The sequence below is a fragment of the Kitasatospora sp. NPDC029367 genome (genome assembly GCF_055569135.1).
Genome location: NZ_JBVHYH010000001.1, coordinates 342,035 through 365,942, shown reverse-complemented (window position 1 = coordinate 365,942; position 23,908 = coordinate 342,035). Strand labels below are relative to the sequence as shown.

The window sequence follows — 23,908 nt, the reverse complement described above, 5'->3', positions numbered from 1 at the left end:
CGCGGCTCCGGCGGCTCCCGTGACCCCGGCGTCCCCGGCAGCCCCGGCGCCCTCGGCAGCCCCGGCGTGCCCGGTGGGACCAGTGGGACCAGTGGGACCGCCGGTCGCCCGCGACTACGAGGGCGACCGCACCGCCAGGCGCTCGAAACGCAGCGCGAGCCCGTCCAGCAGTGCCTCCAGGCCGGTCTCGAAGGCGCCCTCGTCGACCGAACCCCGGTGCCCCGCGAGCCGGTGGGCCTCGCCGAGGTGCGGGTAGTCGGCCGCGTCGTACACCTCGGCGTCCGCCGGGAAGCCGGCCGCGAAGGAGGCCAGCGCGGAACCGGTGACGAAGTAGCGCATCAGCGCGCCGATCCGGGTGGCCTGGCCGCGCGGCCACCCGGATCCGACCAGGTGCCCGAACACGGCGTCGGCCAGCCGCAGCGCGTTGGGCCGCCGTCCCGGCCCCTGGGCGAGCACCGGGACGATGTTGGGGTGGGCGGCCAGCGCGGCGCGGTAGGAGCGCGCCCAGGCGTGCAGCGCCTCCGGCCAGGGGGTGGCCCGGTCGTCGAACATCGACAGGTCGACCTCGCCGATCACGCTGTCCACCACCGCGTCCAGCAGCTCGTCCTTGGTGGCGAAGTGGTTGTAGAGCGAGGGCCCGCTGACCGAGAGCCCGGCCGCGAGGCGGCGGGTGGAGAGCGCCTCCAGCCCCTCGTCGTCGATCAGCCGCAGGGCGGCCGTGACGATGAGCTCACGGCTGAGCAGCGGGGTGCGCGGGCGAGCCATCGGGTCGCTACCTCCGGTCGGGTGGGGTGGGGACCGATTCTGGCAGGTACCCCTTCCCAGCACGGGCGGGTCGGGTCTACAGTCCACACGTAAAACTTGCAGCGCTAGTTTAACGAGGTGGGCACCGTCGTGAACCTGGAGTTGTCCGAGGAGCAGGCCGCCGTCCGCGAGCTGGCCGCCTCGTTCACCGACCGCGAGATCGTGCCGTACGCCGCCGAGTGGGACCGCGCCGAACAGGTGGACCGCGCGATCATCGGCAAGCTCGGGAAGGTCGGCTTCCTCGGCCTGACCATCCCCGAGGAGTACGGCGGCAGCGGCGGCGACCACCTCGCCTACTGCCTGGTCCTGGAGGAACTCGGGCGCGGCGACTCGGCCGTGCGCGGGATCGTCTCGGTCTCGCTCGGCCTGGTCGGCAAGTCGATCAACGCCTTCGGCACCGAGGAGCAGAAGCGGCACTGGCTGCCCCGGCTCACCTCGGGCGAGGCCCTGGCCTGCTTCGCCCTCACCGAACCCGGCACCGGCTCGGACGCCGCCCACCTCACCACCCGGGCCGTGCGCGACGGCGACGACTGGCTGATCAGCGGCGCCAAGACCTTCATCACCAACGGCACCTGGGCCGACGTCGCCCTGGTCTTCGCCCGCACCGGCGGCGACCACCCCGAGCAGCAGGGCCACCGGGGCATCACCGCCTTCCTCGTCCCCACCGGCCTGCCCGGCTTCGGCCGCACCGAGATCCACGGCAAGCTCGGCCTGCGCGGCCAGACCACCGCCGGACTCGACCTGGACGGCGTCCGGGTGCCCGACAGCGCCCGGCTCGGCGAGGTCGGCAAGGGCTTCACGGTGGCGATGGCGGCCCTGGCCAAGGGCCGGATGTCGGTCGCGGCCGGCTGCGTCGGCATCGCCCGGGCCTGCCTGGAGGCCGCCGTCCGCTACGCCGGCGAGCGCGAGCAGTTCGGCAAGCCGATCGCCTCGCACCAGCTCGTCCAGGAACTGCTGGCCGGCATCGCGGTCGACGTCGAGGCGGCCCGGCTGCTCACCTGGAAGGTCGCCGACCACATCGAACGCGGCCTGCCGTTCGCCACCGAGTCCTCCGTCGCCAAGCTCTACGCAAGCGAGGCCGCCGTCCGGGCCGCCAACAACGCGCTCCAGGTGTTCGGCGGCTACGGCTTCATCGACGAGTACCCGGTCGGCAAGTACCTGCGCGACGCGCGGGTGATGACCCTCTACGAGGGCACCAGCCAGATCCACCAACTGCTCATCGGGCGCGCCCTGACCGGCGTCAACGCCTTCTGACCCACCACCCCGATCATCCGATAAGGAGCACGACGTGCGCCCTGTCTACTTCGCCGCAGCCCGCCGCACACCCATCGGCCGGCTGCGCGGAGCGCTCGCCACGGTCCGGCCGGACGACCTCTCGGCCACCGTGCTGCGCGCCCTGCTCGCCGACGTACCCGCCCTCGACCCGGCCCGGATCGACGACGTCTACTGGGGCGCCGCCAACCAGGCCGGCGAGGACAACCGCAACGCCGCCCGGATGGCCGTCCTGCTGGCCGGCCTGCCGGAGACCGTCCCCGGCGCCACCGTCAACCGGCTCTGCGCCTCCGGCCTGGAGGCCGTCACTCTCGCCGCCCGGGCGATCGGCTCCGGCGAGGCCGACGTGGTGCTGGCGGGCGGCTGCGAGTCGATGACCCGCGCGCCGTTCGTCCTGCCCCGCCCCGACGAGGCGCTGCCGCACCGGATCGAGACCTACGACACCCGGCTCGGCTGGCGGCTCACCAACCCGCGGATGGCCGAACTGCACGGCGTGCTCAGCATGGGCGAGACCGCGGAGGAGGTGGCCGGCCGGTACGGCATCGGACGCGAGCGCCAGGACGCCTTCGCACTGCGCAGCCATCAGCGGGCCGCCGCCGCCCGCAAGGACGGGCACTTCGACGCCGAACTGGTCCCGGTCGAGCGGCCGGACGGGGTGACGGTGAGCCAGGACGAGGGCATCCGCGAGGACACCAGCCTCGACAAGCTCGCCCGCCTCAAGCCGGCCTTCCGGCCGGGCGGCACCGTCACGGCCGGGAACGCCTCACCGATGAACGACGGCGCGGCCGGGCTCGTCCTGGTCAGCGAGGAGGCGCTGCACGACCTCGGACTGCAGCCGCTCGGCCGGTACGTGGCCGGGGCCTCGGCCGGGGTGCACCCGGACGTGATGGGCATCGGGCCGGTGCCCGCCACCGCCAAGGTGCTCGGCCGGGCCGGGTGGGACCTCGCCGACCTGGACACCGCCGAGCTGAACGAGGCCTTCGCCGCCCAGGCGCTGGCCTCCGCCGACGGCATCGGGTTCAGCCCGGAACGGGCCGACGAGGTGGTCAACCCCAGCGGCGGGGCGATCGCCCTCGGCCACCCGCTGGGCGGCTCGGGCGCCCGCATCCTCACCACCCTGCTGCACCGCATGCGCCGCACCGGCGCCCGGCGCGGCCTGGCCACGATGTGCGTGGGCGTGGGGCAGGGTACGGCCGTGCTGGTCGAGAACGTCTGAGACGGGTCGGGACAGGTTTCGGGACGGGTTCCGGGGCAGGTTTCGGGACGGGTTCCGGGGCAGGTTTCGGGACGGGTTCCGGGACAGGGTTTCGGGACAGGTTTCGAGTGAGCGGGAGCATCCAGTGAGCGGAGGAACGGACATGGCACGGTTCGCAGGGAAGGTCGCCGTGGTGACCGGCGCGGCGCAGGGCATCGGCGCGGCCACCGCGCGTCGGCTGGCGGAGGAGGGCGCGAGCGTCGCGGTGGTCGACCTGACCGCCGAGCGGGCGGCCGGGACGGTCGCCGAGATCACCGCCAAGGGCGGCACCGCCCGGGCCTACGGCTGCGACGTGGCCGACTACGACGCCGTCGACGAGGTCTTCGCCCGGGTCGCGGAGGAACTCGGCGGACTGCACATCCTGGTCAACAACGCCGGGATCACCCGGGACAACCTGTTCTTCAAGATGCCCAAGGCCGACTGGGACACCGTCCTGACGGTCAACCTGACCAGCGCGTACAACTGCAGCCACGTGGCGCAGAAGTACATGGTGGCGCAGAAGTACGGAAAGATCGTCTCGCTCAGCTCGCGCTCCGCGCTCGGCAACCGGGGCCAGGCCAACTACGCGGCCGCCAAGGCCGGCATCCAGGGGCTCACCGCGACCCTGGCGATCGAGCTGGGGCCGTTCAACATCAACGTCAACGCCGTCGCCCCGGGCTACATCGCCACCGCGATGACGGCCGCCACCGCCGAGCGGGTCGGCGCCACCGCCGAGGACCACCAGACCGAGGTGGCCTCCCGCACGCCGCTGCGCCGGGTCGGGCAGCCGGAGGAGGTCGCCTCGGTGGTGGCCTTCCTGGCGAGCGAGGACGCCTCGTACGTGAGCGGGCAGACACTGTACGTCAACGGTGGGGCCCGGTAGCTCCGGCCGGCGCGGACATCCGGCACCCGTACGTGAATTGGGTGGGTGCTGGGAAGATACGGTTAATATTCATTGAATATTACTGACGCGTCATCACATGGCCGTCCCAGGTGCGTGGTTACTTTTCCCTGGGACGGCCTTTACCCTTTCGCGTGGCCGATCATGACCATGGACCTGGTCGAGCGACCCCACCAAATGACTATGGCATGATCATGCGGCACTCGATGGGATGGCCGAACCGACCCGACCGGACCTGGTCGGGCCCTCTGCGTCCCAAGGAGTTCCATGGGCAGCCCCGCCTCCCTCCGCCGTGCCCTGGCTCTGCTCGCCGTGGGGGCCACCGCCCTCACCGCGGGCACCGTCGCCGTTCCGGCCGTCGGCGCCGCGACCGCCGCCCCCGCGCACGACCTCTCGGGCGTCCACGTCCGCCCGGCCTCCTTCGGCCACCACCTCGCCACGACCCGCCCGGCGCCGCTGAGCACCACCCAGTGCGTCAGCCAGATCGGCATCCACTGCTACTCGCCGGTCCAGTACCAGGCCGCCTACAACCTGGCCCCGCTGTACAAGGAGGGCATCACCGGCAAGGGCCGGACCATCGTCATCGTCGACTCCTTCGGCTCGCCGACCATCCAGCACGACCTGGAGGTCTTCGACAAGCAGTGGGGCATCAAGGACACCCAGGTCGAGGTGCGGAAGTGGGGCAACGTCCCCGTCTTCGACCCGAAGAACCCCGACCACACCGGCTGGGCCGGCGAGACCACCCTGGACGTCGAGTACGCCCACGCGATGGCCCCCGACGCCCACATCATCCTGGTCGAGACCGGCGTCGCCGAGACCGAGGGCACCACCGGCCTGCCCGAGATGATGGACGCCGAGAAGGACCTGATCAAGAAGGGCATCGGCGACGTCATCTCGCAGAGCTTCGGCGCCACCGAGAACACCTTCCCGGGTTACGACAAGGGCGACTTCAAGTCGCTGACCGACCTGCGCTACGCCTTCAAGGCCGCCGCCGACCGCAACGTCACCGTGCTCGCCGCCTCCGGCGACAACGGCGCCACCGACTCGCAGACCAACGGCACGGACCTGTACCCGTTCAAGGTCAACTCCTGGCCGTCCTCGGACCCGCTGGTCACCTCCATCGGCGGCACCCAGCTGACCCTGGACGACAACGGCAAGCGCACCGCGGCCGACAAGGTGTGGCACGACAAGTCCGGCGCCGGCGGCGGTGGCGTGTCCGGGATCTTCTCGCGCCCGTGGTACCAGGCCGGCGTCTCCGACGTCACCGGCAACCACCGCGGCACCCCGGACATCAGCATGAGCGCCGCCGTCGACGGCGCCGCCTGGACCTACGAGTCCTACGACCCGACCGCGGTCGGCTGGCACCTCACCGGCGGCACCAGCGAGGCCACCCCGCTGTTCTCGGGCATCGTCGCGCTCGCCGACCAGCTCGCCGGCCACCGCCTCGGCCAGCTCAACCCGAGCCTGTACGGCCTGAGCCTGCTGCCGAGCAAGTGGAGCGGCATCGTCGACGTCAAGGACGGCGACAACGGCTGGGGCGGCGTCACCGGCTACAACGCCGCCGAGGGCTACGACCTCGCGTCCGGCCTCGGCACCATCGACGGCACCAAGTTCGTCCACGCGATCGCGGGCGACGTGCGGTTCGACGACAACAGCCAGGGCAACGAGCAGTAAGCGGTAAGCGGTAAGCGATAAACGGAGAACAGCGAGCAGTCGGTCGGGACGCGGTGCCTGACGGCTGACAAGTAACAGCGAACGGATAACAGATTTCAACATCTGTTATCCGTTCGCTGTTTTCTGTTATCTGTTACCTGTCATCTGTTCGCTGTCCTCTGGCCGCTGCTCGCAGCCGTCAGGCCTGGTCGGCCACTGCCGGTGCGGCGGCGGCGAGTTGGGCCAGATAGCGCTCGGCGGCGCGGAGCTTGCGGTTGTCCGGGCCCGGGAGGAAGGCGCGCAGCTCGATGATCTCCGGGGCGATCCGGATCGCCTCCGCCCGGTCGGTGATCGAGCGCCAGCAGGCCTCGGCGTTGGTGGCCGCCCGCTGGGTCTCCTGGTGGTCGGCGCCCTGCGAGCGGAGCAGCGTCAGGGCGACCTCACGGTAGATGGCGGCCGCCTCCGCGGTCCGGCCCGCGAGCCGGCACACGTGGGCGCGCACCTGGCGCACCTGGAGGACCGGCTCGGAGACGGCCCCGTGCTCGGCGATCGCCTCCAGTTCGAGGGCGAAGGCGAGATCGGTGGCGGCGGCGTGGTCCCCCGCGTCGGCGCTGCGGACGATCCGTCCGATCACCTCGCGGTAGTCCTCGCGCGGCACGTTGGTGGCCGGCTCCTCGGCCGGGGCGGGCGGCTGGTCGGTCGGTCCCTCGGCAACCGGTTCCGCGTCCGTCGGGACGACGTCGGTCAGGACGGCTTCGGCCGGGACGGCGTCGGCCGGGACAGCGTCCTGCGGGACCTCGTCCGTCGGACCGGTCTCGTCCGGGACGGCGTCCCGGGGCTCCTCGACCGGCTCAACCGACTCAATCGACTCGACCAGCTCAGCCGGCTCGGTGGGCTCGGCAACCCCCGTGTCATCAGCGGCGGTTCCGGCTGCCTCGACGACCTCTGCCGCCTCTACCGCCTCCACGGCCTCCACGGCCTCCGGCAGAGCCTTGCGCAGCGTGACGCCCACCGCAGGGGCCTCCTCCGCCGGAGCAGCGGGCTTGTGCAGGCTCACCCCCGAAGCCGTCTCGGCCGACTGCTCGCCCTCCTTGCGCAGGCTGACCGGGCGGACCGGACGGGGCGGGGTCGGCGGCACTCCGGGCTTGACCAGGCTCACCGGCCCGCCGACGGGCGTGACCGGCAGCGGGGCGGGCGCCACCGGTGTCCGCTCGGCCACGGCGTCCTGCGGCTCCGCCTGCCGAGGCGGCGGCACCGCAGCGGGCGTCGGCAGCTCGGTCGGCACCGCGTCCGCGACGGGCAGCACCTCCGGAACCGGCAGCACGACGTCCGCCACCGGGGCCTCGCCCCGGCGGGCGGTGTTGCGGAAGACCGGACGGTCCGGGGTGTGGGTGGCGAGGATGACCACGTCCGGCCGCAGCACCGAGTACACCTGCTGGCGCAGCTGCTCGGGGGCGAGCACCTCGCCCGCGCCCGGGCGGCCGCCGTGCAGCGCCTCTATCAGGGCGCGGGTGAAGGTGCCGATCTGCTCCGGGTCCGGGCTGACGACCGCCCACAGCGGGATGCCCTCGCTGAGCGGCGAGACGGTGCCCTGGAGGTAGGGCCAGGCGTTCTGGTCGGCGCTCAGGTCGGCGATCACCAGGGTCTGCCATTCGGCCGGACGGTGGCTCAGTTCGGCGGCGATCGCCTGCCAGGGCAGGCCGTCCTGCCTGGCGTCGCGCAGGGTGAGCTGGAGCTGCCCGCCGCGCTTGTCGGCCACCACGTGCCCGCCCAGGTGGACCAGCAGCGGGCCCGGGTGACGGGAGGCGGCGCGCAGGTGCGCGAGCACGGTGTGCGGGTCGCTGGCGCCGGGGAGGTGGACGGCGTCCACCCCGTCCGCGGCGAGCAGTACCTGCGGCGACACGGCCGCGAGCATCGCGGACAGCACCGGCGCCTGGGCGGGGCCGCCCCGGCCCCAGGTGCGGCGGCCGGAGTTGCCGTAACCGCCCTCGATCACCAGGATCCGGCCGCGCGGGGCCGCACCGAGCCCGCCGGGGCCCGCCGGAGCCGTGGAGACCGCCGGAACACCGGCGGTGGACGGCGTCGCCGCCTGGGCGTGGGCGTGGGCCTGGGCGCCCGCGGCGGGCAGGCCGGTGAGGGTCCATCCGGTGGGCGCGACCGGCGGCACCGGCGGGCCGACCGTCGGCGGAGCGGGCGGCACCGTGGCGGCGAAGGCCGCGGGCGGCGCCGGGGGCGCGGGCGGCGGCTCGTACAGTGCGGCGGGCCCGGGCGGGTGCTCCTCGGGCCGCCCTGCGGGCTGCGGCGGTACGGCGTCCCAGGGGCCCGAGTCCGCGGTCGGCTCGGGACCTCCGGAAACAGCAGTCGTCTCCGCCATCTTCTGGTCACCGCCCCGCCCCGCCGCGTCCGCGGCGTCTGATGCCCTTGCCTTCGTGGTGCCTGCCACCACGTCCCGTGCGCGCCACCCTACGAGATCCCGGCACGCCCGAGCCAGGCCGGGTGGCCGATCGGCGCGCCACACCGCCGGGACCGGCCGCTATCGTGCCGTCATGACCGATCCGGGGCTCCCCCTGCTGTTCCTCGACGTCGACGGGCCCCTGATCCCCTTCGGCGCCCCGCCGCCCGGTGGCTACCCCGCCTACCCGGGCCCGGGCGCGGGCCCGTCCGGCAACCCGCTGGTGGCCCGGGTCGACCCGGGGCTCGGGCCCCGACTGCTCGCCCTGCCCTGCCAACTGGTCTGGGCCACCACCTGGTTGGCGGACGCCGACGCCTGCCTCGCACCCCGACTGGGCCTGCCCCGGCTGCCGTACGTGGACTGGCCGGAAACCGACCGACCGGGCGACGAGAGCGACCCGGGCGCCCAACTGCACTGGAAGACACGCACCTTGGTCGCCTGGGCGGCCGGACGCCGGTTCGTCTGGGTGGACGACGAGATCACCCCGGCCGATCGGCGCTGGGTCGAGGCCAACTCCCCCGCCGCCGCCCTGCTGCACCGCGTGAACCCCCAAGTCGGACTCACCGAGGCCGACTTCGCCACCGTCGACGCCTGGCTGCGCGCCATCTGACCGCACTCCACCGCCACGGCCCGGCGCCGACCGGCCGTAGCGGACCCGTCTACACCTTGCCGCAGGGCACCGGCTTGTCGTACGGGCCCGTCGCCGTCGTACGGTTGCCGCACACGGTGACCGTAGACGAGTAGTTCTGCACGACGGCATCCGCGCCGATGAACGTGTTGTGGACGACCTCGCCGCTCGGCACGTCGACCAGTTCGACCCCGGCGGCGACACCGCACCCGCCGGCTTGGATGGTGGTGGTGTTGCCGGAGACATCGGCCCGGGAGACGTTGCCGAGCGCGATCGTGGTGCCGAACGACCTCAGGGAGTTCCCGGTGACCCGCGCCGGACCGTACTCATTGGTCGGCGGAGCGATGTAGACCGGGGGGTAACAGGTGACGGGGTCACTGGTCTGGACGTTGTCCCGGAGGATGAACGGACCGGGCTTCACGCCGTAGTCGCTCGCCGCAGCCAGCAGCCCGAGGTAGACATCGCGGTAGGTGTTCCGGACGAGCGTCACGTCCCCGGTCCACACCGCGCCCTCGATCTCCACGTCGGTCATCCAGTAGCCGACGTTGCTCACGTCGTTGTGCTCGATCACGTAGTTGTGGCAGTTGTCGCACGAGAACGCGTGCCGACCGGTCGTGTGCACGGTGGAGTCGCGCACGGTGACATCGCGCGGCGCCACGGCCCCGTTGCCCTGCCCGTCCCACGTTCCGCCGGAGAAGAGCTCCACGGCGTCGCCCCAGGTGTTCTCGATGTGCAGCCGTTCGAGCAGAACGCCGTCGGCACCCCCGATCTTGACCCCGGCGTCGTGCTCCCGGGCCGAGTCGTAACAGGAGGGTTGGGCGACCACCGCGCAGTGCTCGGAGAAGTTCGTGCCCTGAAGGGTCAGATCACGGACGACGAAGCCGCCACCGCGGTCGAACCAGAGCCGCGCGCGGTTGGTACTCACCGGCGCGTCGACAGTGGCCTTGACGGTCGCGCCGTTGCCCTCGATGGTGATGTTCCTCCGCTGGGTGAAGGTGATCGAGCCGTTGGACAGGTAACAGCCGTTGCGCGCCAGGCGGATGGTCGCCCCGTCGGGCACCGTGGCCAGCCAGGTGTTGAACGCGTCGGTGACGTCCTGCGAGCAGTCCGAGGCCACGGGTGGCGTGACAGGGACTGCCCGGGCCGTGCCCGTCGCCGAGATGCTCGCCAGCAGGGCGAGCAGGAAGGCCGTAGCGGTGAAACGCCTCTTCACGTCCATCTCCCAGGAGAATCGACAATTCGTAAGCGGATCATCACACTGAGCAACGGGGCGTGCGCGTGGAGGACGGCCATTCGCACCACCCGAGAACTGCGGGGCCTACGGCGGGCCCGCGCAGCCGGGCTCGGTGTGGTGGTCGCAGTCGTGGGCGTCCAGGCGCGGAAGACCGCAGGAGCCCGACGACTGACAACCACCGAACGTCACGAATCGCGAACCCTGCGACGTCCCCGGTGGTTCAGGACCCGGCGAGCAGGTCCCGCAGCAGGGCGACCGTGTCGGCGTCCAGGTCCCGGCCGGTGCGGCGGCTGAGCGCGTCGAGGCGGTTGACGGCGCGCAGGAGCTGGTCCCGCGCACCGGCCGACGCGTAGGCGTAGAAGAGGTCACGGTGCAGGAGTTCGACGTCCGGGGCGACGGCTAGGCCGCGGAAGACGGCGGCCTCGGCGCTGCGGTGGTCGCCGTACTGGAGGCGGCGGGCGGCGAGTTCGTGGGCGGTGTCCACGATCGCGGCGATCATGTCCTGGCGCTCGGCCTCGGCCCAGCCGTAGGAGGCCGGCGGCGCCTCGGCGAACGGGGCACCGCGGACCAGCGCCAGGGCGTGGGCGAGGGCGGCGTCGGCGGTGGCACTGGTGCTGCGCATGCCGCGCCGGTAGAGGCTGCGGAACTCGTCCCAGTCGCAGGTGACGGCGGGGGCGAAGGCGTAGCCCTCGGTGGTGTCGGTGGGCAGGTAGGCACGGCCGTCCGGCGTGCTGCCGAACCAGGCCGCCAGGTCGGCGAGTTTGGCCGGCAGCGGGCTCCTGGCGTCGGCCGCGGTGGGGTGCGGGTCGAGGTGGGCGGCGCCCGGGTGCAGGTCGTGGTCGAGCGCGTGGTGGTCGGCGCCCGGCCGCAGCGCGAGGTAGACGGCGAGTTCGGTGAGCCGGGGCAGCACCCCGGGTTCGACGGCACCGGGGGTGCCCGCCACGTCGACCGGGCCGAGCAGCCGGATCCGGGGGGCGTTGCGCGGGGTGTGCGCCTCCGGGGAGCGCAGGATGGCGAGCAGGTCGTCGCTGTCGCTGCGGCCGGACGTGGTCCGGGCGACGGGCGCGACGGCGGCCGGGCCGGGCTCGACCGTCGCCGGCGCCGTAGCGGCTGAGCCGCCCTCGGGTCCGCCCTCGGAACCGTCGTCAGGACCGTTCTCGGAACTCGGGACGGGCCCAGGAACGGAGACGGGGACGGGGACGGGGCCGACGCCGGGGTCCGGCCGGGCGGGGACGCGCGGGTCGCCGCCGGTGGGCGCGGGCGCGCTCTGGTGCGTCGGCGCCGGCTCGGCGGGCGACGCGGGCGCAGCGGGCACGGCCGGCGCCTGCGGGGCCACGGGCCGGACCGGCTGGACGGGGAGCACCGTCACCGAGGCCTCGGCCGGACCATCCGCACCGGTCGGCTCGGCAGCCCCGGCGGGGTCGCCTGCCTCAACCGCTTCAACCGGTTCCGCGGACTCCCCCGGCGCGCCCGGCACACCCGGCGCGCCCGGCAGCCGCAGGTCGCGGGTGGCCTCGTCGGCGGGCTGCTCCGTCCCGGTGGCCGCCTGCCGCCCCTGCCCGTTGACGGCGAAGCGCGCCGGGCCGGGCGGCGTGGGAGCGGGAACAGCGGCGGGCCCGGGTGCAGGAGCGGGCGCGACCGGGTCCGTCCCGGCGAACGGGCTGGCCCCGGTCCCGATGCCCCGGGCCAGCAGCCGGGGCCCGGCCGCCGCCCCCGCGTCCCCCTCGGCCGCCGCCCCCGCAGCGCCGACGGCGGCCAGCACCGGTACGGCGAGCGGGAGTTCGGTGGTGTCGGTGTCCTCGTCCGGGTCGAGGCCGGGACCGTCCAGGGTCCAGGCGGGCGCCGGGTACTGGGTGCTGTCGTCGGCGACCCGGAGCAACTCGGCTACCTGGTCGTACTGGTGGTCGTCCAGCCGCTGGAGTTCCACGGTCAGGTGCAGGCCGGGAATGGCGGCCTGGCCGGTGGTCGGCAGGGTCCAGCGGGCGACCGGCCCGGTGCCGCGCTCGGGGGCGCGGGTGATGACGGCGACGCAGGTGCGCGGGCGGGCGTCCAGCAGGCGACCGAGCTCGGCCGGGGTGTCCCCGCCGGGCTGCTGGGCGCAGAGCACGATCTCGGGCACCCAGGACTCGTCCGCCTGGCCCCGGCTGCGGGCCTCGCGCGGGCTGGCGGCCTCGGCCGCGACCAGGGTGGCGCGGGCCTTGGCGGTGCGCGGGCCGAGCGCGGCGAGCGCCGCCTCCAGGGTGGGGTGGCGGTGGACCCGCTCGGCGGCCGGTCCGGTGATCGGCACCTCCTCGGCGAGGTCCACCAGGTGCAGGTGGAGCCGGTCGGCCAGCGGGCTGTGGGCGAGCTCGATGGCGAGGGTGCGCAGCACGGCCCGGGCGTCGTCGGGGTGTCCGGACAGGTGGAGCAGCCGGACGGCCTCCAGGTCGGCGAGGACCACCGAGCCGTCGGGCGAGGTGCCGAGGGTGACCAGCGCGGGGTAGGGCGCGTGGGTCTTACGGGCCTGGGCGGGGCTCAGCAGGTCGGAGGACTCCTCGCTGCACCACCAGACGTTGGCGGCGTGCGCGGCGCGGAACGGCGCGATCGGGGTGGCCGGGCCGGACAGGTGCAGTTCGATGGTGTGGTCGGGGGTGATCCGGGCCGCCACGATCGCGGGCAGCCGCTTGCCGCCACGGGTGGTGTTGCGGGCCAGGGTCCGCAGGGCGCGGTCGAGCAGTTCCAGGCCGGCCTGGTCCTGACGGACCATCAGTTCGTTCTCGAAGGCGGCGGCCTCGGCCTCGGGCATCGCGATGCGGTGGCCGGGGCGGCGGCCGCGCTGCTGGGTGCCGCGCTTGTAGGCGACGGTGCCGACCATGACGGCGGCGAGCAGCACGCCCACGGTGGAGGCGGCGAGGGCGACGCCGTAGTCGTCGCTGGGTGCCGGGGAGGCGTGCGCGGCGGGGGCGGGTGCGGGCGTGCGGTCGGGGGCGTGGGTCGGCGCCGGGGCCTGGGCGGCCGGCGCGCCCTGGGCGGGGGCCGGGGCCTGGGTGGCCGGGGCGGGCTGGGGCGTGGCAGCGGGAGCGGGCGTCTGCCCGGCCCCGGCCTCGGTTCCAGCCCCGGCCCCGGTTCCGGCCTCGGTTCCGGTTCCGGCCCCGGAACCCTCGGGCGCGGGCGTCTGCCCGGCCGCCGGCGCGGCCGCTCCAGGCACGGTGAGCACCATCCCCGGCTCCAGCACGTCCGGGTCGGTCAGCCGCTCGCCGTCCGGCGCCTGGACGCCCTTGTTGGCCTCGAACAGCTTCGGCCAGGCCTCGGCGTCCCCCAGTTCCCGCTGGGCGATGGCCGACAGGCTGTCCCCGGACCGGACGGTCACCGTCTTCGGCCCGCCCGCCCCCGGCTCGGTCCCGGCCTGCGGCACCTGCGCCGTGGCGGGGGTCGCCGAGGCCGAGGTGTCACCGGACGAAGGCGCCTGGGCCTGCCCCGATGCCTGCCCGGCGGCCTGCCCGGACGCCGGGGCCTTCGCCTCGTCCGGCTTGGCGTCCGTCGGCATCAGCAGCTCCCAGCCGGGCTGGATCGGGCGCTCCGCGTCGAAGCGGATGCCCGAATCCCCCATCACCCGGCCGTCGTTGAGCTTGGCGATCTCCACCCAGCGTTCCCCGGAGCCCAGTTGGCGCTCCGCGATGGACCACAGGCTGTCGGCCGGACGGCTGTCCCGCACAGTGTAGGTGGGCTGCTGGTCCGCCGCCTGGACGGGTGCCGGCGCGGGTTGGGCGGCGGGCAGCGCGGCCCGCTGCACGCCCGGGGTCAACTGCGCCTGGGCGGACGGGCCCTGGGTGAGCTCGGGCACCGCGGCGAAGGCCGAACCGGCCACCGGCAGCAGCGCCAGCACCGAGCCGACCAGCCCGGCCGCCATCCGCTGGCTCCAGCCGAAGGCCGGGATCCGGCGGGCGATCCGGCCGCGCAGCTGGGCGGGGACCTCCAGCAGGACGGAGAGCGCGAAGCACGCCCAGGCCAGCCAGCCGACCACCACCAGCAGCCAGAGGAACAGCCGCCCGTCGTCCGGACTGGTGAGCGCCTCGCCCACCCCGCCGGAGGCGACCTCGCCCATCGAGGCGACGGCCTGGGTGCCGTACAGCAGCAGGGCGGGCACGCCGAACAGCAGGGCGAGCAGGGTCACCAGGGCGGCGAGCGCGGCGAGCACCGCGCCGCCACGGCCGGGTCGGCGGCGCCCGGGGCGGGCGTGCCCCCTCACCGTCGGCCTGCCGCCCGTCCCTGTTCCGTCCCGCCCGGTTCCGCTGTTCCCGGCGCCGTTCTTCCGAGCGCCGTTCTTCCCGGCGTCGTTCTTCCCGGTTCCGCTCTTCCCGGTTCCGCCCGGACCGGCGCCGGCCCCAACCGTACGGGCCTGGGCGGTACGGGCCTGGTCCTTGGCACGTGGCGCGACCATCAGTCGGTCTCCGCTTTCTCGACTCCGTGGACGAGGGTCGCACTGCCCTTGCCCGTTACCTTCCGTTCCCCGAGGGCGCCCAGCAGGACCGGCCGGTAGTCGGCCCGCACGGTGACGGTGACGACCTTGCCGTCGTCGGAGAAGACGACCTCGTCCACCTTCAGGCCGTACCGGTCGAGGTAGATCCCGGCCGCCTGCCGGACGTAGTCCTGGCGGACCTTGAAGCCCTTCCCCTGCAGCACGTCCGCCTGGTCGAGCTGCTGGCCACCGACCCGCGCGGCCTCCTGGGCGTAGGCATCGGTGCGTTCGGCGACCCGCAGGCGGCCGCCCGCGTCGATCACCAGCGCGATGACGAGCACCAGGTACGCGGCGCAGATCGCCACGAAGAGGGCGACCGCGCCCCGGTCGGACCGTCGCCCGACCGTGCGCCGCCGGCGGCCCCGCAGCCCGCTCAGCACCCGCACCCCCTCCCCCCGATCCACACGATGTCTCCCCACCGGCTCCCCACCGGGCGCCCCTCGGTGCCGTTGCGTCATCCCCCGAGCGCTCTCCGCTTGCGTCTCCCCCGCGCGGGCCGTCCCCAATCCCCCGGCCGCGCCCCTTGCGGCCGGTGCGCCGCCCCCTGCTGTCGTCATGTGCCGCGGTAGCGGTCCATCACCGAGGTGAACTCCCCGACGAGGTGCTTCGTCACGGGCAGCCCGGACGGTCCGCCGAGCAGGTCCGCGAGTTCGACGTCACAGGTCACGGTCACCGTCACGGCCACCACCCGGCCGCCCGGCAGGTCCATCGGCGCCTCGGAGACCTGGACGTCCGAGTTGCGGCAGGACACGCCCTGCTGGCGCAGCGTCGCGAGCGCGGATTCCTTGGCGGGCCCGTCCACGGCGACGGCACTGCGCTGGAGCGAGCCGGTCCGGGCTCCGGCTCGGGCCGCGGCCTCGACCGTGCCGGCCGCGGTCTGCACCCGCCCGGCGGCGATCGCGAGCAGCACCAGTCCGACCACTCCGGGCACGACGATCGCCGCCTCGATCGCGACCCCGCCCCGGTCCGGCCGCCGGAACCGCCCGCGCCACCCCGGCCGCCCCGGCCATCCCGACCGCCCCAGCCGTCCCGAACGCCCCAGCCGCCCCGTTCGCCCCGACCGGTCGGCACCGGCCGGTGCCCGCCTCACGGCTTCACCACCGGGGGGACGAAGCGCTCGCGCGGCGCCTCGGCGAACTGCCGGACGCTGGGCCCGGTGAGCCCGGGGATCAGCAGCGGCGGCGTCAGCTCCACGGTGACCTTGATCGTTTCGGCCGTGCTGTCGCCCGTCCCCACCTGGTACGTGTGCACGCCCTGCCGGTCCAGGAAGTCCCGGGCCTGGCGCGCGGCGGCCTCGTTCGCTGCCTGCTCCGTCGCGTTGCCCTGCACCCGGCCGGCGTCCACGCCCTCCCGGGCGGCGGTGAGCGCGACCTGCCGGTCGTACCAGATCAACGCGGCCTGGACGACCAGCAGCAGGAGCAGCAGGACGACCGGGAAGACGATGGCCAGACTGATGCTCATCGATCCCCGGTCGCCCCGGCGGCGGAGCGGACGACGACGGGCCCGGATCACTTGGTGGCGCCCCCCGCGCCGCCGCCGGGCAGGTTCGGGTCCTGCTCGACCTTGGTGACCACCTTGTCCTTCAACAGGTACAGCGCGGTCGCGACGGCCCCGGCGACGAACACCAACGCGATGATGGCGAGCGCGAGTTCGATGCTGATGGCGCCGCGGTCGCCGCGTGCCCGGGCGGCCCGCAGCCGGCCCAGCCGCAGCGTGAACAGCAGCAGGGCGAACTGCACGGGCAGCAGGACGGGCCGCAGCACCCGGCCTGCCAGCTGGACGAGTCGTACGGTCATCGGGGTCTCCCGGGGATCTGGGGTGTGGTGTGTGGTGTGTGGTGTCAGCTGCTCGGCCGGGAAGGTCAGTTGAGCATCTGGTGGAGTGCGGGGAAGACGATCAGGACGGTCATCAGCAGGGTCAAGGCGGCGCCCGGCGCGACCATCCGCTCGCTGTCGGCGTTGGCCCGGGCCAGGTCCTCGGCGAGCAGTTCGCCGCGCAGGCCCTTGGCCCGGGCCCGCAGGGTGTCGTAGACGGCGGCGCCGTCGGTGCCGGACAGCCGCATGATGTCGGCCACGTCCTGGAGCGGACTGAGGCCCAACTCCTCAGCCAGCGCGTCCAGTCCGGCCCAGGGCGGGAGCCGGTCGGTGGCCGCGCGCTCCAGCGCGTCGCGGATCCGCCGGAACACCACGCCCTGCCCGACCGCGGCCGCCCGGCGCAGCGCCTCGGCGGGGCCGCAGTCGGCGGCCCGCTCCATCGCGACGAGCTCCAGGTAGGCGGCGATGCCGTGCAGGTACTCGGTGCGGGCCTCCTTGGCCTCGCCGCGCACCACGGCGTCCGGGACGAACCACAGCAGCCCGGCCAGCAGCGGCCCGGCGACCAGCGGCAGCGCGAACGGCAGGCCGACGTCCATCAGCACGGCCATCGCGCCCAGGTAGGCGGGCAGCAGCAGGCCGAGCGCGGCGAACAGCAGCTTGTGCACCATGAAGCGGGCCGGGGTGCGGCCGATCAGGGCGAGTTCGCGGCGCGGGATCGTCACCCCGCGCAGGGTGACCGAGCGCTCGCCGATCCGGTCGTACCAGCGCGGCCGCTCGTCCGGGTCCGGTTCGCGGTCGGCCGGGGTGCGGTGCAGCCGGTCCAGCGCCTGGCGCAGGTCCGGTGGCGCGGGCCGCAGTTCGGCGACCAGCAGGGCGAGGCCGCCGGCCGCGACGGCGCCGGCCAGCACGGACCAGGGGGAGATCACCGGACCTCCCCGAGCCGCTCGACCGGCTCCGGCCCGGAACCGCGCAGCCGGCGCCCGCTCTTGCCGCGCCGGTCGGGGGCGAGCAGCCGGGGCACCGGCGGGTGCGCGGCCAGGGCCCGCATCCAGGCGATGATCGCGACGAACAGGGCGGCCACCACGGCCAGCACGATCTGGCCGAGGAAGGTCCCGTACGGGCGGGTGTACTCGCTGTTGAAGGAGCCGACCGTGACGACCAGCACGATGATGCCGACCAGCCAGCGGATGGTGGTGCGGTGCTTGGCCCGGTCCGCCTCGATGGCGCGGCGCTGGCGGACCTCCTCGCGCACCGACTCGGCCATGTCGGAGAGCGTCCGGGCCAGGCCCGGGCCACTGTCCCCGGCCCGCAGCACCAACGCGGCGAGCACCTTGTCGGCGGTGGCGTCGGCCAGGCTGTCGGCGAAGGCGTGCAGCGCCTCCTCGGGCCGCCAACGGGCCTGCAGCCGGGCGGCCAGCTCGCCGATCTCCTCCTCCAGGGCGGCGGGGGCGGTGCGGCGGCTGGTGACGATGGCCTGGTTGAGGCCGACCCCGAGCAGCAGCACGTCGGCGATCCGCTGGGTCCACTCGGAGAGCGCCTCCAGCCGCTCGATCCGGCGGGTGTCCGGGCGGGTGGTGTCGAACAGCCAGGGCAGGCCGAAGACCGCCAGCGGCACCAGCAGCGCGGTCAGCGGGATGCGGGTGAACAGCCAGGCCAGCGGGGCGCCGACGAGTGCCAGCGGCAGCTGGATCCGGCGCAGCCGCACCATCCGCAGCGAGGCGCTGCCGGGGGCGCCGTACCAGAACACGTGGGCGCGGCCGGCCAGCGGGTTGTCCCGGCCGGCCGGCTCGTCCTCGTCGACGGGCTCGCTGCCGCGCACCCAGACCACCAGGGCGACCAGACCGCCCGCGAGCGCCAGCCCGCACAGGGCGAAGAGCAGCATCACCGCGGGCCACCGCCGATCCGCAGCTGGAGCGGGGCGGCCCAACTCCCGTACCGGGAGCCGAGCAGCGAGGCGTCGAAGCCGGCCCGGCGCAGGTCGTCCAGGCACTGCGGCGGGGTGTGCGGGACGGCGCGCGGCTCGCCGAGGTCCGGCCGGGGGCCGAAGACGGTGTTCAGCGCGGGCCGGCCGCTCTCGCCGAGGCCGGTGACCTCCAGGACGTGGGAGACGAAGCGGTGCCGACGGCCGCCGACGGCGGTCTCGTCGACCATGGAGACGTGCACGATGAGGTCCAGGGCGTTGGCGGTGAGCCGGTAGGCGAGCGCGTCGGTCATGTGCGAGCCGTACTCGAGGCAGAGTTCGGCGATCCGGTCGACCACCATGTGCGGGCCGCGGGCGTGCAGGGTGCACATCGAGCCGCCCTCGCCGTTGGTCATCACCCGCAGCATCGGGACGACCTCGCCGGAGCGGACCTCGCCGACGATGATCCGGGAGAGGGTCATCCGCAGCGCGGCCGGGATGAGGTCGCCGATCGACAACTCCCCGGCCAGGCGGCCCTCGACGCGCTCCCCGTTGCCCTCCCGGGCCTCCATCGGGACGACCTGGCGCAGGTGGCCGAGGGTGTGCAGCCAGAGCTCGAACTCCGACTCCAGGGTGCCGATCCGCTCGTCCGGTGGGATCTCGGCGGCCATCGCGCGCAGCAGGCTGGTCTTGCCGACGCCCTGGGTGCCGGTGATCATCACGTTCTTCCGGGCCCGGATCGCGGCGGCCAGGAAGGCCGCCAAGGTCCCGTCCAGGGTGCCGAGTTCGACCATCTCGGGGAGCGTCGCGGAGGCCACCCGGTGGCGGCGGATCGCCACGTACGGGCGGGGCGTCACCTCGGTCAGCGCCTGGAGGCGCATGCCGCCCTCCAGCCGCAGGGCGAGGGTGGGGCTGGCGGTGGACAGGCTGCGCTCGCCGCCGCCGTGCTGCCGGGCCAGGTCCTGGAGCAGTTCGACGAGTTCGGCGTCGCTGTCGGCCACCGGCGGTACCTGGCGCAGGGGTTGGTGCACCTTGGAGACCCAGACGTCGTCGCACCCGTTGACCAGGATGTTCTCGATCTCCGGGTCGTCCAGGTAGGGCTGCAGCCGACCGGCCCGGAACAGCAGGTCGAAGACGGCCTCGGCGAGGGCGCGGTCCTGCTCCCGGGTGGGCGGGATGCCGTGGGTCTGGGCGTACGCGTCGGACCAGCGGGCGACCGCCTCCTCGATCAGCGCACGGCCGCGCTGACGGCGGGTGGCCCGGTCCGGCTCGGCACCGGAGGTGGCGGTCAACCGGGAGATCTGCTGGTGCAGTTCGGCCGCGACCTGGCGCTTGAGCTCGCGCGCGACCTGCGGGTCGACGGCCGGCCGGGTGGCACTGCCGCGCACGTCCAGCGAGGGCAGCTGGGCGGGCACGGCGGTCGGCCCGGCGGCCACCGGCTGGGGCGCCGGCGGCTGCGGATGCGACTGCGACTGCGACTGCGACTGCGTATGCGGCGCGACCGGGCCTGGCTGGTAAGGCTGTTGTTGTTGCTGCTGCGGTGCGCCGGCCGGGACCGGCGCGGCCCAGGGCAGGGCGGCCGGGTCGGCCGTCGGGTGCTGGTGCAGGGGGCTACCGCGCACGGAGCACCTCCCCGGGGTCGTAGGGGTGGCGGTCGCCGGTCCGACGGTCGGTCACCGTCGGTTGCTGGAGCTGGTAGGGGCCGTCGTCCTCGTCGGCCGGCCCGGCGGCCGCCCCCTGGACGTGCGCCGGGAACGGCGCCGGGGCGGCCGGCTGCGGCGCCAGACCGGCGAGCGGCGCGACCGGGCCGGTGGTGATCACCGGCGGGGCGTAGGAGGGCGGTTCCGCCTCGCCGGGGGCGGTCCCGGGGGCCGCCTGGCCGTACCCGGGCCGACCGTACCCGGGTAGCGGGTGGGCGGGCTCCGGACGGACGGGCTGGGGGTGGGCGGGCTGCGGAAACGGCGGGTAGCCGGGCTGGGCCTGACCCTGGTACGTCCGGTCCGAGTACGCCTGCTGCCCGTACCCGGCCGGCCCGTACGGGCTCGACGCGGGCCCCGCGGGCGCGGGCGCTACCGGGGCGGGTGCCGCGGGCGTGGGCGGCACAGGCGTGGGCGCCGCGGGCGTCGGTGGCAGCGGGCCCTGAGGCAGCGGCGCGGCCGCCGGGCCCGCGCTGGGCGCGAGCCGCTGCCGCCGTCGGCGGACCAGCAGCTGCACCTCGTCCGCCGCCGACCGCGCCGTCCGCATCAGCTCCGAGCGGATGAACCGCCGGTCGGTGGTGTCCCCGCCGTCCGAGAGCACCCGGGCGGTGCGGGGGGCGTGCGGCAGTTCGCCGAGCACCGGCAGGCCGAACTCGCGGGAGACCTCGGAGCCCGAGTACGGCCCCTCGCAGACCAGCAGCAGCCCGAGGGCGTCCGCCCCGGTCCCGGCGGTGGCGAGGTCCTCGCCGAGCGCGGCGAGCCGCGGCCGGGCCGCGCTCAGCCCGCGCAGCGTGCTACGGACCGTCACCGCCACCACGTCGGCGCGGCGGGCCAGCACCGCGCCGGCCCCGGTGGCGCCGGAGCGGCCGAGGTCGACGATGACGTCGTAGCCCTGGTGCTCGATGCCGTGCAGCAGTTCGGCGAGCGGCTCCCAGGTGTAGGCGAGGCCGGAGGCCTGGGCCGGGTCGGTGAGGCCGGGCAGCAGCAGCCGCTCGGCGTCGCCCTCGGGCGAGAGGTCGATGAGCTGTTCCCAGATGGTCTGGGCGAGCAGTCCGCGCCGGTCGGCGACGGCCAGGTTGCGCAGCCCGTACACCGCCTCGACCCGGCCCTCCAGGGCGCCGGCCAGCACCGCGCCGCCGTCCGGGTCGGCCTCGACCAGCAGGATCCGGCGGCCGGGCTGGAGCGGCCAGGCGAGCAGCAGTGCCAGGGCGGTGGTGGTCGCCCCAGGCGCGCCCGGGCCGCCGACCACCGCGATCACCGCCATCAGGCGCCACCCGCCCCGGCCGGGGTCGAGGGCCCGCCGGTGCCCGCGGGGGCGGCCCCGCCGGAGGGCGTCGCACCGGAGGGGGCCGCGCCTGTGGGGGCCGCGCCCGAAGGGGCGGCCGAGGGCGAGGCCGGGGCGCTGCCGCCCGTCGCGGCGCGCGGGGCCAGCAGCACCTGGATCCGTCCGCCGGCCACCCACTGCGCCAGCCGCGGCCCGTCCGCCGTGCCGACCGCCACGTCGATCACCTGGCTGCCGTCGGTGTCCACCCGGCCGACGGTGATGACCGTCGCGGCCAGCGAGTCGGGCTGGCCGTTGTCGGGGGTGTTGACCACGACGATCTGCACCCCGGGCTGGAGCCGGCTGGCGGGCAGCTGGGTGCGCTTGGCCGACACCCCGACCACGATCTGCCCCGGCTGCACGGTCAGGCCCTGCGCGAGGTCCGAACCGGTCAGCATGGCACCGCGCTTGAGGTCGGTGGCGGCCCGCAGGCCGACCGCCCTGGCCCGGTCCTGGGCGGACACCGGCCGCAGCGCCGGGTCGCCCGCGATCCGGGCCACCACCAGGTCGTCGTCGGTGATGACCTGCCCCCAGGGCACGTCCCGGGCGAGCGCCAGCACCGCGACCCGCTGGCCGGTGCTGTTGTAGAGGACGGCCCCGCCGAGCCCGCCGGCCGCGATCAGCGCGACCGCCATGGCGAGCACCGCGGGGCGCCGGCGCCGGGCCCGCAGGGTGCGCCCGGGCGTGTGCGGCGTGGCCCGACCCCGGCCCTGGTCCTGCTGCTCCGGTACCGCCACGGACACCGCGGCGCCCGCCGGCGTGCCGGACCCCGGCGTCGCGAATGTACGGTTCTCCACCGGGTTCCGCCCTTCCCTCGTTCGCTTTCCGGATCGTCAGTGGCCGAACGGCCCTTGCGGCACGGTCAGTTGAGGACCTGCACCTCGGCGACCTTGAGCGCGAGGTCCGCTCCGCGCGGCATGTCGATGTCGAAGGTCTTCGCGTTCGGCCCGGTGATCACCACATGGGCCCGCCAGTGCGCGGTGACCGTGCCGGTGAACACTCCGCCCTTGCGGGTGCCCGAGCCGACCGCGAACTCGTAGCCGCAGTCGGGGGACTTCGCGTCCCCGTACTTCGGGTCGTACGGCGTCCCGGCCGTGGCGCAGTCCACCGTCATCCCCTGGCCGAAGTCCCAGGTCATGCCGTCCAGTTGCGCGGTGACGGTGACCGAGGCACCGGGCACGGTGAGCGAACTCGGCCTGGGCGCCACCATGCCCTCGGCCCAGAGCCAGACCGGCAGCTTGACCACCGCGGTGTCCTTGGGCGCCAGGCTCGCCTTCGGGCTCGGGAAGACCATCCGGTCGGCGAGCAGCTTCGCCTGGACGGTCAGGTCGATCACCGGGGTCGCGCCCGCCGCGTTGCTCACGAACTGGGTCTGCAGGCCGTCCTGCCCGCCGTCCGTCTGCGGGCACACCTTGGAGTAGACGGCGCCCTCGGACGGCTTGTGCCCCTCCCACGCCTTGTCGCCCTCCGGCGGCTGCTGGTCCAGCGGCCGGAAGTAGCACCCGACGTCGCTGTTGAAGTAGCCGCGCTCCGGGTCGTAGCAGGCCCACTGGGTGCCGTGGTAGCTGCACAGTTGCGGCCCGCCGCTCCCGGTGTCGCCCCCGCCCGGCGCGGGGCCCGTCGTCGAGCCGGTGCTCCCGCCGGTCCCGGCGTGCGAGCAGATCACGCTCGGGGAACAGGTCTCCGCCCCGGCGCCCGGTGGTTCGTCCGCAGTCGCCGTTACCGCCGAGGACAACAACAGCCCGGCGGACAACGATGCGACGACCGCGAACCGTCGACCCGGTTTCCGCGAGTTCAGCATGTCCGGTCCACCTCTCGCTTGAAGTCGTAGATCAGCCAGTGCGCTTGGAACCATCGCAGGGAAGCGGTCGCGACATAGCGGTTGAGCCGGTCGGCCGGATCCTTCGCGGTTCGGGTGACGGCATCGACGCGGTGCCAGTCCGAGAGGTCGAGGCAGTCCTCGATCACGGCGGTCTGCGGATCGGCATTCAGGTCGACGGCCTTCACCACCGCCGAATTCCGCGGCATTCCGGTCATCACCAGTTTGGCGTCGTGGAGTTGACGGAGTCCGACCAGGGCGTCGGACAGCGCCCGCCCGGACGAGTACGCCTCCAGCGCGGAACCGTCCGAATCCGTACGCCCGAAGGCCGTGGCCTGCGCCTGCCACCAGTCCTGATACGTCCTCAGGGCCAGCCGCCCCCGGGCCCCCTCCGGTCCGTCGGTCGGCGCGATCGAGCCGTTTGCCGTACCACCCGAAGGAGTTAACGGGTTCACTCCGGCAACCGTGGGCACGGGCGACCCGAGACGATCGACGGAACCACCGCCGCCACCACTCGCACAAGCGCCGAGCAGCAACACCAGAACCGCCCCGCCAGTCCCAATCGCCCCAGGGCGCAACACATTTCCGCGCTGCCGCATCGCCCCACCTCGTCGCGACCGAGCCGATCCGTGATCAACGGTCGCCAGGAGAATTCCGAAGACCCGCCGATGTTTCCGCTGG

Annotated in this window: 20 protein-coding genes; 5 read left to right on the top strand and 15 right to left on the bottom strand. The window is 74.5% G+C overall.

Annotated features, from left to right (window positions below):
- Positions 1-114: 114 nt before the first annotated feature.
- Positions 115-765, bottom strand: a complete 651-nt coding sequence (locus tag ACZ4W5_RS01680; protein WP_465652039.1) for a TetR/AcrR family transcriptional regulator — start codon at positions 763-765, stop codon at positions 115-117.
- Positions 766-894: 129 nt separating this feature from the next.
- Here ACZ4W5_RS01680 and ACZ4W5_RS01675 point away from each other — a divergent pair, with 129 nt between their 5' ends.
- The 4 genes from ACZ4W5_RS01675 to ACZ4W5_RS01660 all read left to right on the top strand — a co-directional run bounded on the left by ACZ4W5_RS01675 (position 895) and on the right by ACZ4W5_RS01660 (position 5,885).
- Positions 895-2,058, top strand: coding sequence for an acyl-CoA dehydrogenase family protein (locus ACZ4W5_RS01675; RefSeq protein ID WP_465652206.1), 1,164 nt, complete (start codon positions 895-897; stop codon positions 2,056-2,058).
- Between the two features lie 34 nt (positions 2,059-2,092).
- Positions 2,093-3,292: a thiolase family protein gene (locus tag ACZ4W5_RS01670; RefSeq protein ID WP_465652037.1), complete on the top strand. Its 1,200-nt coding sequence runs from the start codon at positions 2,093-2,095 to the stop codon at positions 3,290-3,292.
- A 142-nt stretch (positions 3,293-3,434) separates the two neighbouring features.
- Positions 3,435-4,193: a 3-oxoacyl-ACP reductase FabG gene (fabG, locus tag ACZ4W5_RS01665; protein ID WP_360229559.1), complete on the top strand. Its 759-nt coding sequence runs from the start codon at positions 3,435-3,437 to the stop codon at positions 4,191-4,193.
- A 285-nt stretch (positions 4,194-4,478) separates the two neighbouring features.
- Positions 4,479-5,885, top strand: coding sequence for a S53 family peptidase (locus tag ACZ4W5_RS01660; RefSeq protein ID WP_465652035.1), 1,407 nt, complete (start codon positions 4,479-4,481; stop codon positions 5,883-5,885).
- Between the two features lie 178 nt (positions 5,886-6,063).
- On the opposite strand, the gene ACZ4W5_RS01655 is transcribed toward ACZ4W5_RS01660, so the two are convergent.
- Positions 6,064-8,238: a hypothetical protein gene (locus ACZ4W5_RS01655; protein ID WP_465652033.1), complete on the bottom strand. Its 2,175-nt coding sequence runs from the start codon at positions 8,236-8,238 to the stop codon at positions 6,064-6,066.
- A gap of 172 nt (positions 8,239-8,410) precedes the next feature.
- Between ACZ4W5_RS01655 and ACZ4W5_RS01650 the strand changes: the two genes are divergently transcribed.
- Positions 8,411-8,926 (top strand): HAD domain-containing protein, encoded by a 516-nt coding sequence (locus ACZ4W5_RS01650; protein WP_360229564.1) that lies wholly within the window; start codon positions 8,411-8,413, stop codon positions 8,924-8,926.
- A gap of 49 nt (positions 8,927-8,975) precedes the next feature.
- On the opposite strand, the gene ACZ4W5_RS01645 is transcribed toward ACZ4W5_RS01650, so the two are convergent.
- The 13 genes from ACZ4W5_RS01645 to ACZ4W5_RS01585 form a co-directional block, all read right to left on the bottom strand.
- Positions 8,976-10,157, bottom strand: a complete 1,182-nt coding sequence (locus ACZ4W5_RS01645) for a right-handed parallel beta-helix repeat-containing protein (protein ID WP_465652031.1) — start codon at positions 10,155-10,157, stop codon at positions 8,976-8,978.
- A 241-nt stretch (positions 10,158-10,398) separates the two neighbouring features.
- Positions 10,399-14,598 (bottom strand): LysM peptidoglycan-binding domain-containing protein, encoded by a 4,200-nt coding sequence (locus tag ACZ4W5_RS01640; protein ID WP_465652029.1) that lies wholly within the window; start codon positions 14,596-14,598, stop codon positions 10,399-10,401.
- On the bottom strand, positions 14,598-15,080 hold the full coding sequence (locus ACZ4W5_RS01635; protein WP_465652027.1) for a hypothetical protein: 483 nt from the start codon (positions 15,078-15,080) through the stop codon (positions 14,598-14,600). Before ACZ4W5_RS01635 ends, ACZ4W5_RS01640 begins: the two co-directional genes overlap by 1 nt.
- Positions 15,081-15,229: 149 nt before the next feature.
- On the bottom strand, positions 15,230-15,607 hold the full coding sequence (locus tag ACZ4W5_RS01630) for a pilus assembly protein (RefSeq protein ID WP_360229572.1): 378 nt from the start codon (positions 15,605-15,607) through the stop codon (positions 15,230-15,232).
- 155 nt (positions 15,608-15,762) lie between these two features.
- Positions 15,763-16,137 carry a TadE/TadG family type IV pilus assembly protein gene (locus ACZ4W5_RS01625; protein ID WP_465652025.1) on the bottom strand — a complete coding sequence of 125 codons (375 nt, stop codon included), beginning with the start codon at positions 16,135-16,137 and terminating at the stop codon, positions 15,763-15,765.
- A 47-nt stretch (positions 16,138-16,184) separates the two neighbouring features.
- Entirely contained in the window at positions 16,185-16,472 is a 288-nt protein-coding gene (locus tag ACZ4W5_RS01620; protein ID WP_465652023.1) for a hypothetical protein, read from the bottom strand.
- Positions 16,473-16,537: 65 nt separating this feature from the next.
- Entirely contained in the window at positions 16,538-17,416 is an 879-nt protein-coding gene (locus ACZ4W5_RS01615; RefSeq protein WP_360229578.1) for a hypothetical protein, read from the bottom strand.
- Positions 17,413-18,372, bottom strand: coding sequence for a type II secretion system F family protein (locus tag ACZ4W5_RS01610; protein WP_360229580.1), 960 nt, complete (start codon positions 18,370-18,372; stop codon positions 17,413-17,415). The genes ACZ4W5_RS01615 and ACZ4W5_RS01610 overlap by 4 nt, the downstream gene beginning before the upstream one ends.
- The gene (locus ACZ4W5_RS01605) at positions 18,372-20,012 is read right to left on the bottom strand and encodes a CpaF family protein (RefSeq protein ID WP_465652021.1); all 1,641 of its coding nucleotides are present in this window, start codon (positions 20,010-20,012) and stop codon (positions 18,372-18,374) included. The genes ACZ4W5_RS01610 and ACZ4W5_RS01605 overlap by 1 nt, the downstream gene beginning before the upstream one ends.
- On the bottom strand, positions 20,002-21,351 hold the full coding sequence (locus tag ACZ4W5_RS01600) for a CpaE-like family protein (RefSeq protein WP_465652019.1): 1,350 nt from the start codon (positions 21,349-21,351) through the stop codon (positions 20,002-20,004). Before ACZ4W5_RS01600 ends, ACZ4W5_RS01605 begins: the two co-directional genes overlap by 11 nt.
- The gene (locus ACZ4W5_RS01595; RefSeq protein ID WP_465652018.1) at positions 21,351-22,205 is read right to left on the bottom strand and encodes an SAF domain-containing protein; all 855 of its coding nucleotides are present in this window, start codon (positions 22,203-22,205) and stop codon (positions 21,351-21,353) included. Before ACZ4W5_RS01595 ends, ACZ4W5_RS01600 begins: the two co-directional genes overlap by 1 nt.
- Before the next feature lie 65 nt (positions 22,206-22,270).
- Complete coding sequence (locus ACZ4W5_RS01590; protein WP_465652016.1) at positions 22,271-23,209, bottom strand: hypothetical protein; 939 nt, start codon at positions 23,207-23,209, stop codon at positions 22,271-22,273.
- Positions 23,203-23,682: a hypothetical protein gene (locus ACZ4W5_RS01585; RefSeq protein ID WP_465652015.1), complete on the bottom strand. Its 480-nt coding sequence runs from the start codon at positions 23,680-23,682 to the stop codon at positions 23,203-23,205. Before ACZ4W5_RS01585 ends, ACZ4W5_RS01590 begins: the two co-directional genes overlap by 7 nt.
- Positions 23,683-23,908: the final 226 nt, after the last annotated feature.

Bases quoted from the DNA above. Each gene is read 5' to 3' on its own strand.
- ACZ4W5_RS01660 (WP_465652035.1), top strand. From the start codon at position 4,479: ATGGGCAGCCCCGCCTCCCTCCGCCGTGCCCTGGCTCTGCTCGCCGTG.
- ACZ4W5_RS01625 (WP_465652025.1), bottom strand. From the start codon at position 16,137: ATGAGCATCAGTCTGGCCATCGTCTTCCCGGTCGTCCTGCTGCTCCTG.
- ACZ4W5_RS01600 (WP_465652019.1), bottom strand. From the start codon at position 21,351: ATGGCGGTGATCGCGGTGGTCGGCGGCCCGGGCGCGCCTGGGGCGACC.
- ACZ4W5_RS01620 (WP_465652023.1), bottom strand. From the start codon at position 16,472: ATGACCGTACGACTCGTCCAGCTGGCAGGCCGGGTGCTGCGGCCCGTC.
- ACZ4W5_RS01650 (WP_360229564.1), top strand. From the start codon at position 8,411: ATGACCGATCCGGGGCTCCCCCTGCTGTTCCTCGACGTCGACGGGCCC.
- ACZ4W5_RS01590 (WP_465652016.1), bottom strand. From the start codon at position 23,209: ATGCTGAACTCGCGGAAACCGGGTCGACGGTTCGCGGTCGTCGCATCG.
- ACZ4W5_RS01610 (WP_360229580.1), bottom strand. From the start codon at position 18,372: ATGCTGCTCTTCGCCCTGTGCGGGCTGGCGCTCGCGGGCGGTCTGGTC.
- ACZ4W5_RS01640 (WP_465652029.1), bottom strand. From the start codon at position 14,598: ATGGTCGCGCCACGTGCCAAGGACCAGGCCCGTACCGCCCAGGCCCGT.
- fabG (WP_360229559.1), top strand. From the start codon at position 3,435: ATGGCACGGTTCGCAGGGAAGGTCGCCGTGGTGACCGGCGCGGCGCAG.
- ACZ4W5_RS01680 (WP_465652039.1), bottom strand. From the start codon at position 765: ATGGCTCGCCCGCGCACCCCGCTGCTCAGCCGTGAGCTCATCGTCACG.
- ACZ4W5_RS01655 (WP_465652033.1), bottom strand. From the start codon at position 8,238: ATGGCGGAGACGACTGCTGTTTCCGGAGGTCCCGAGCCGACCGCGGAC.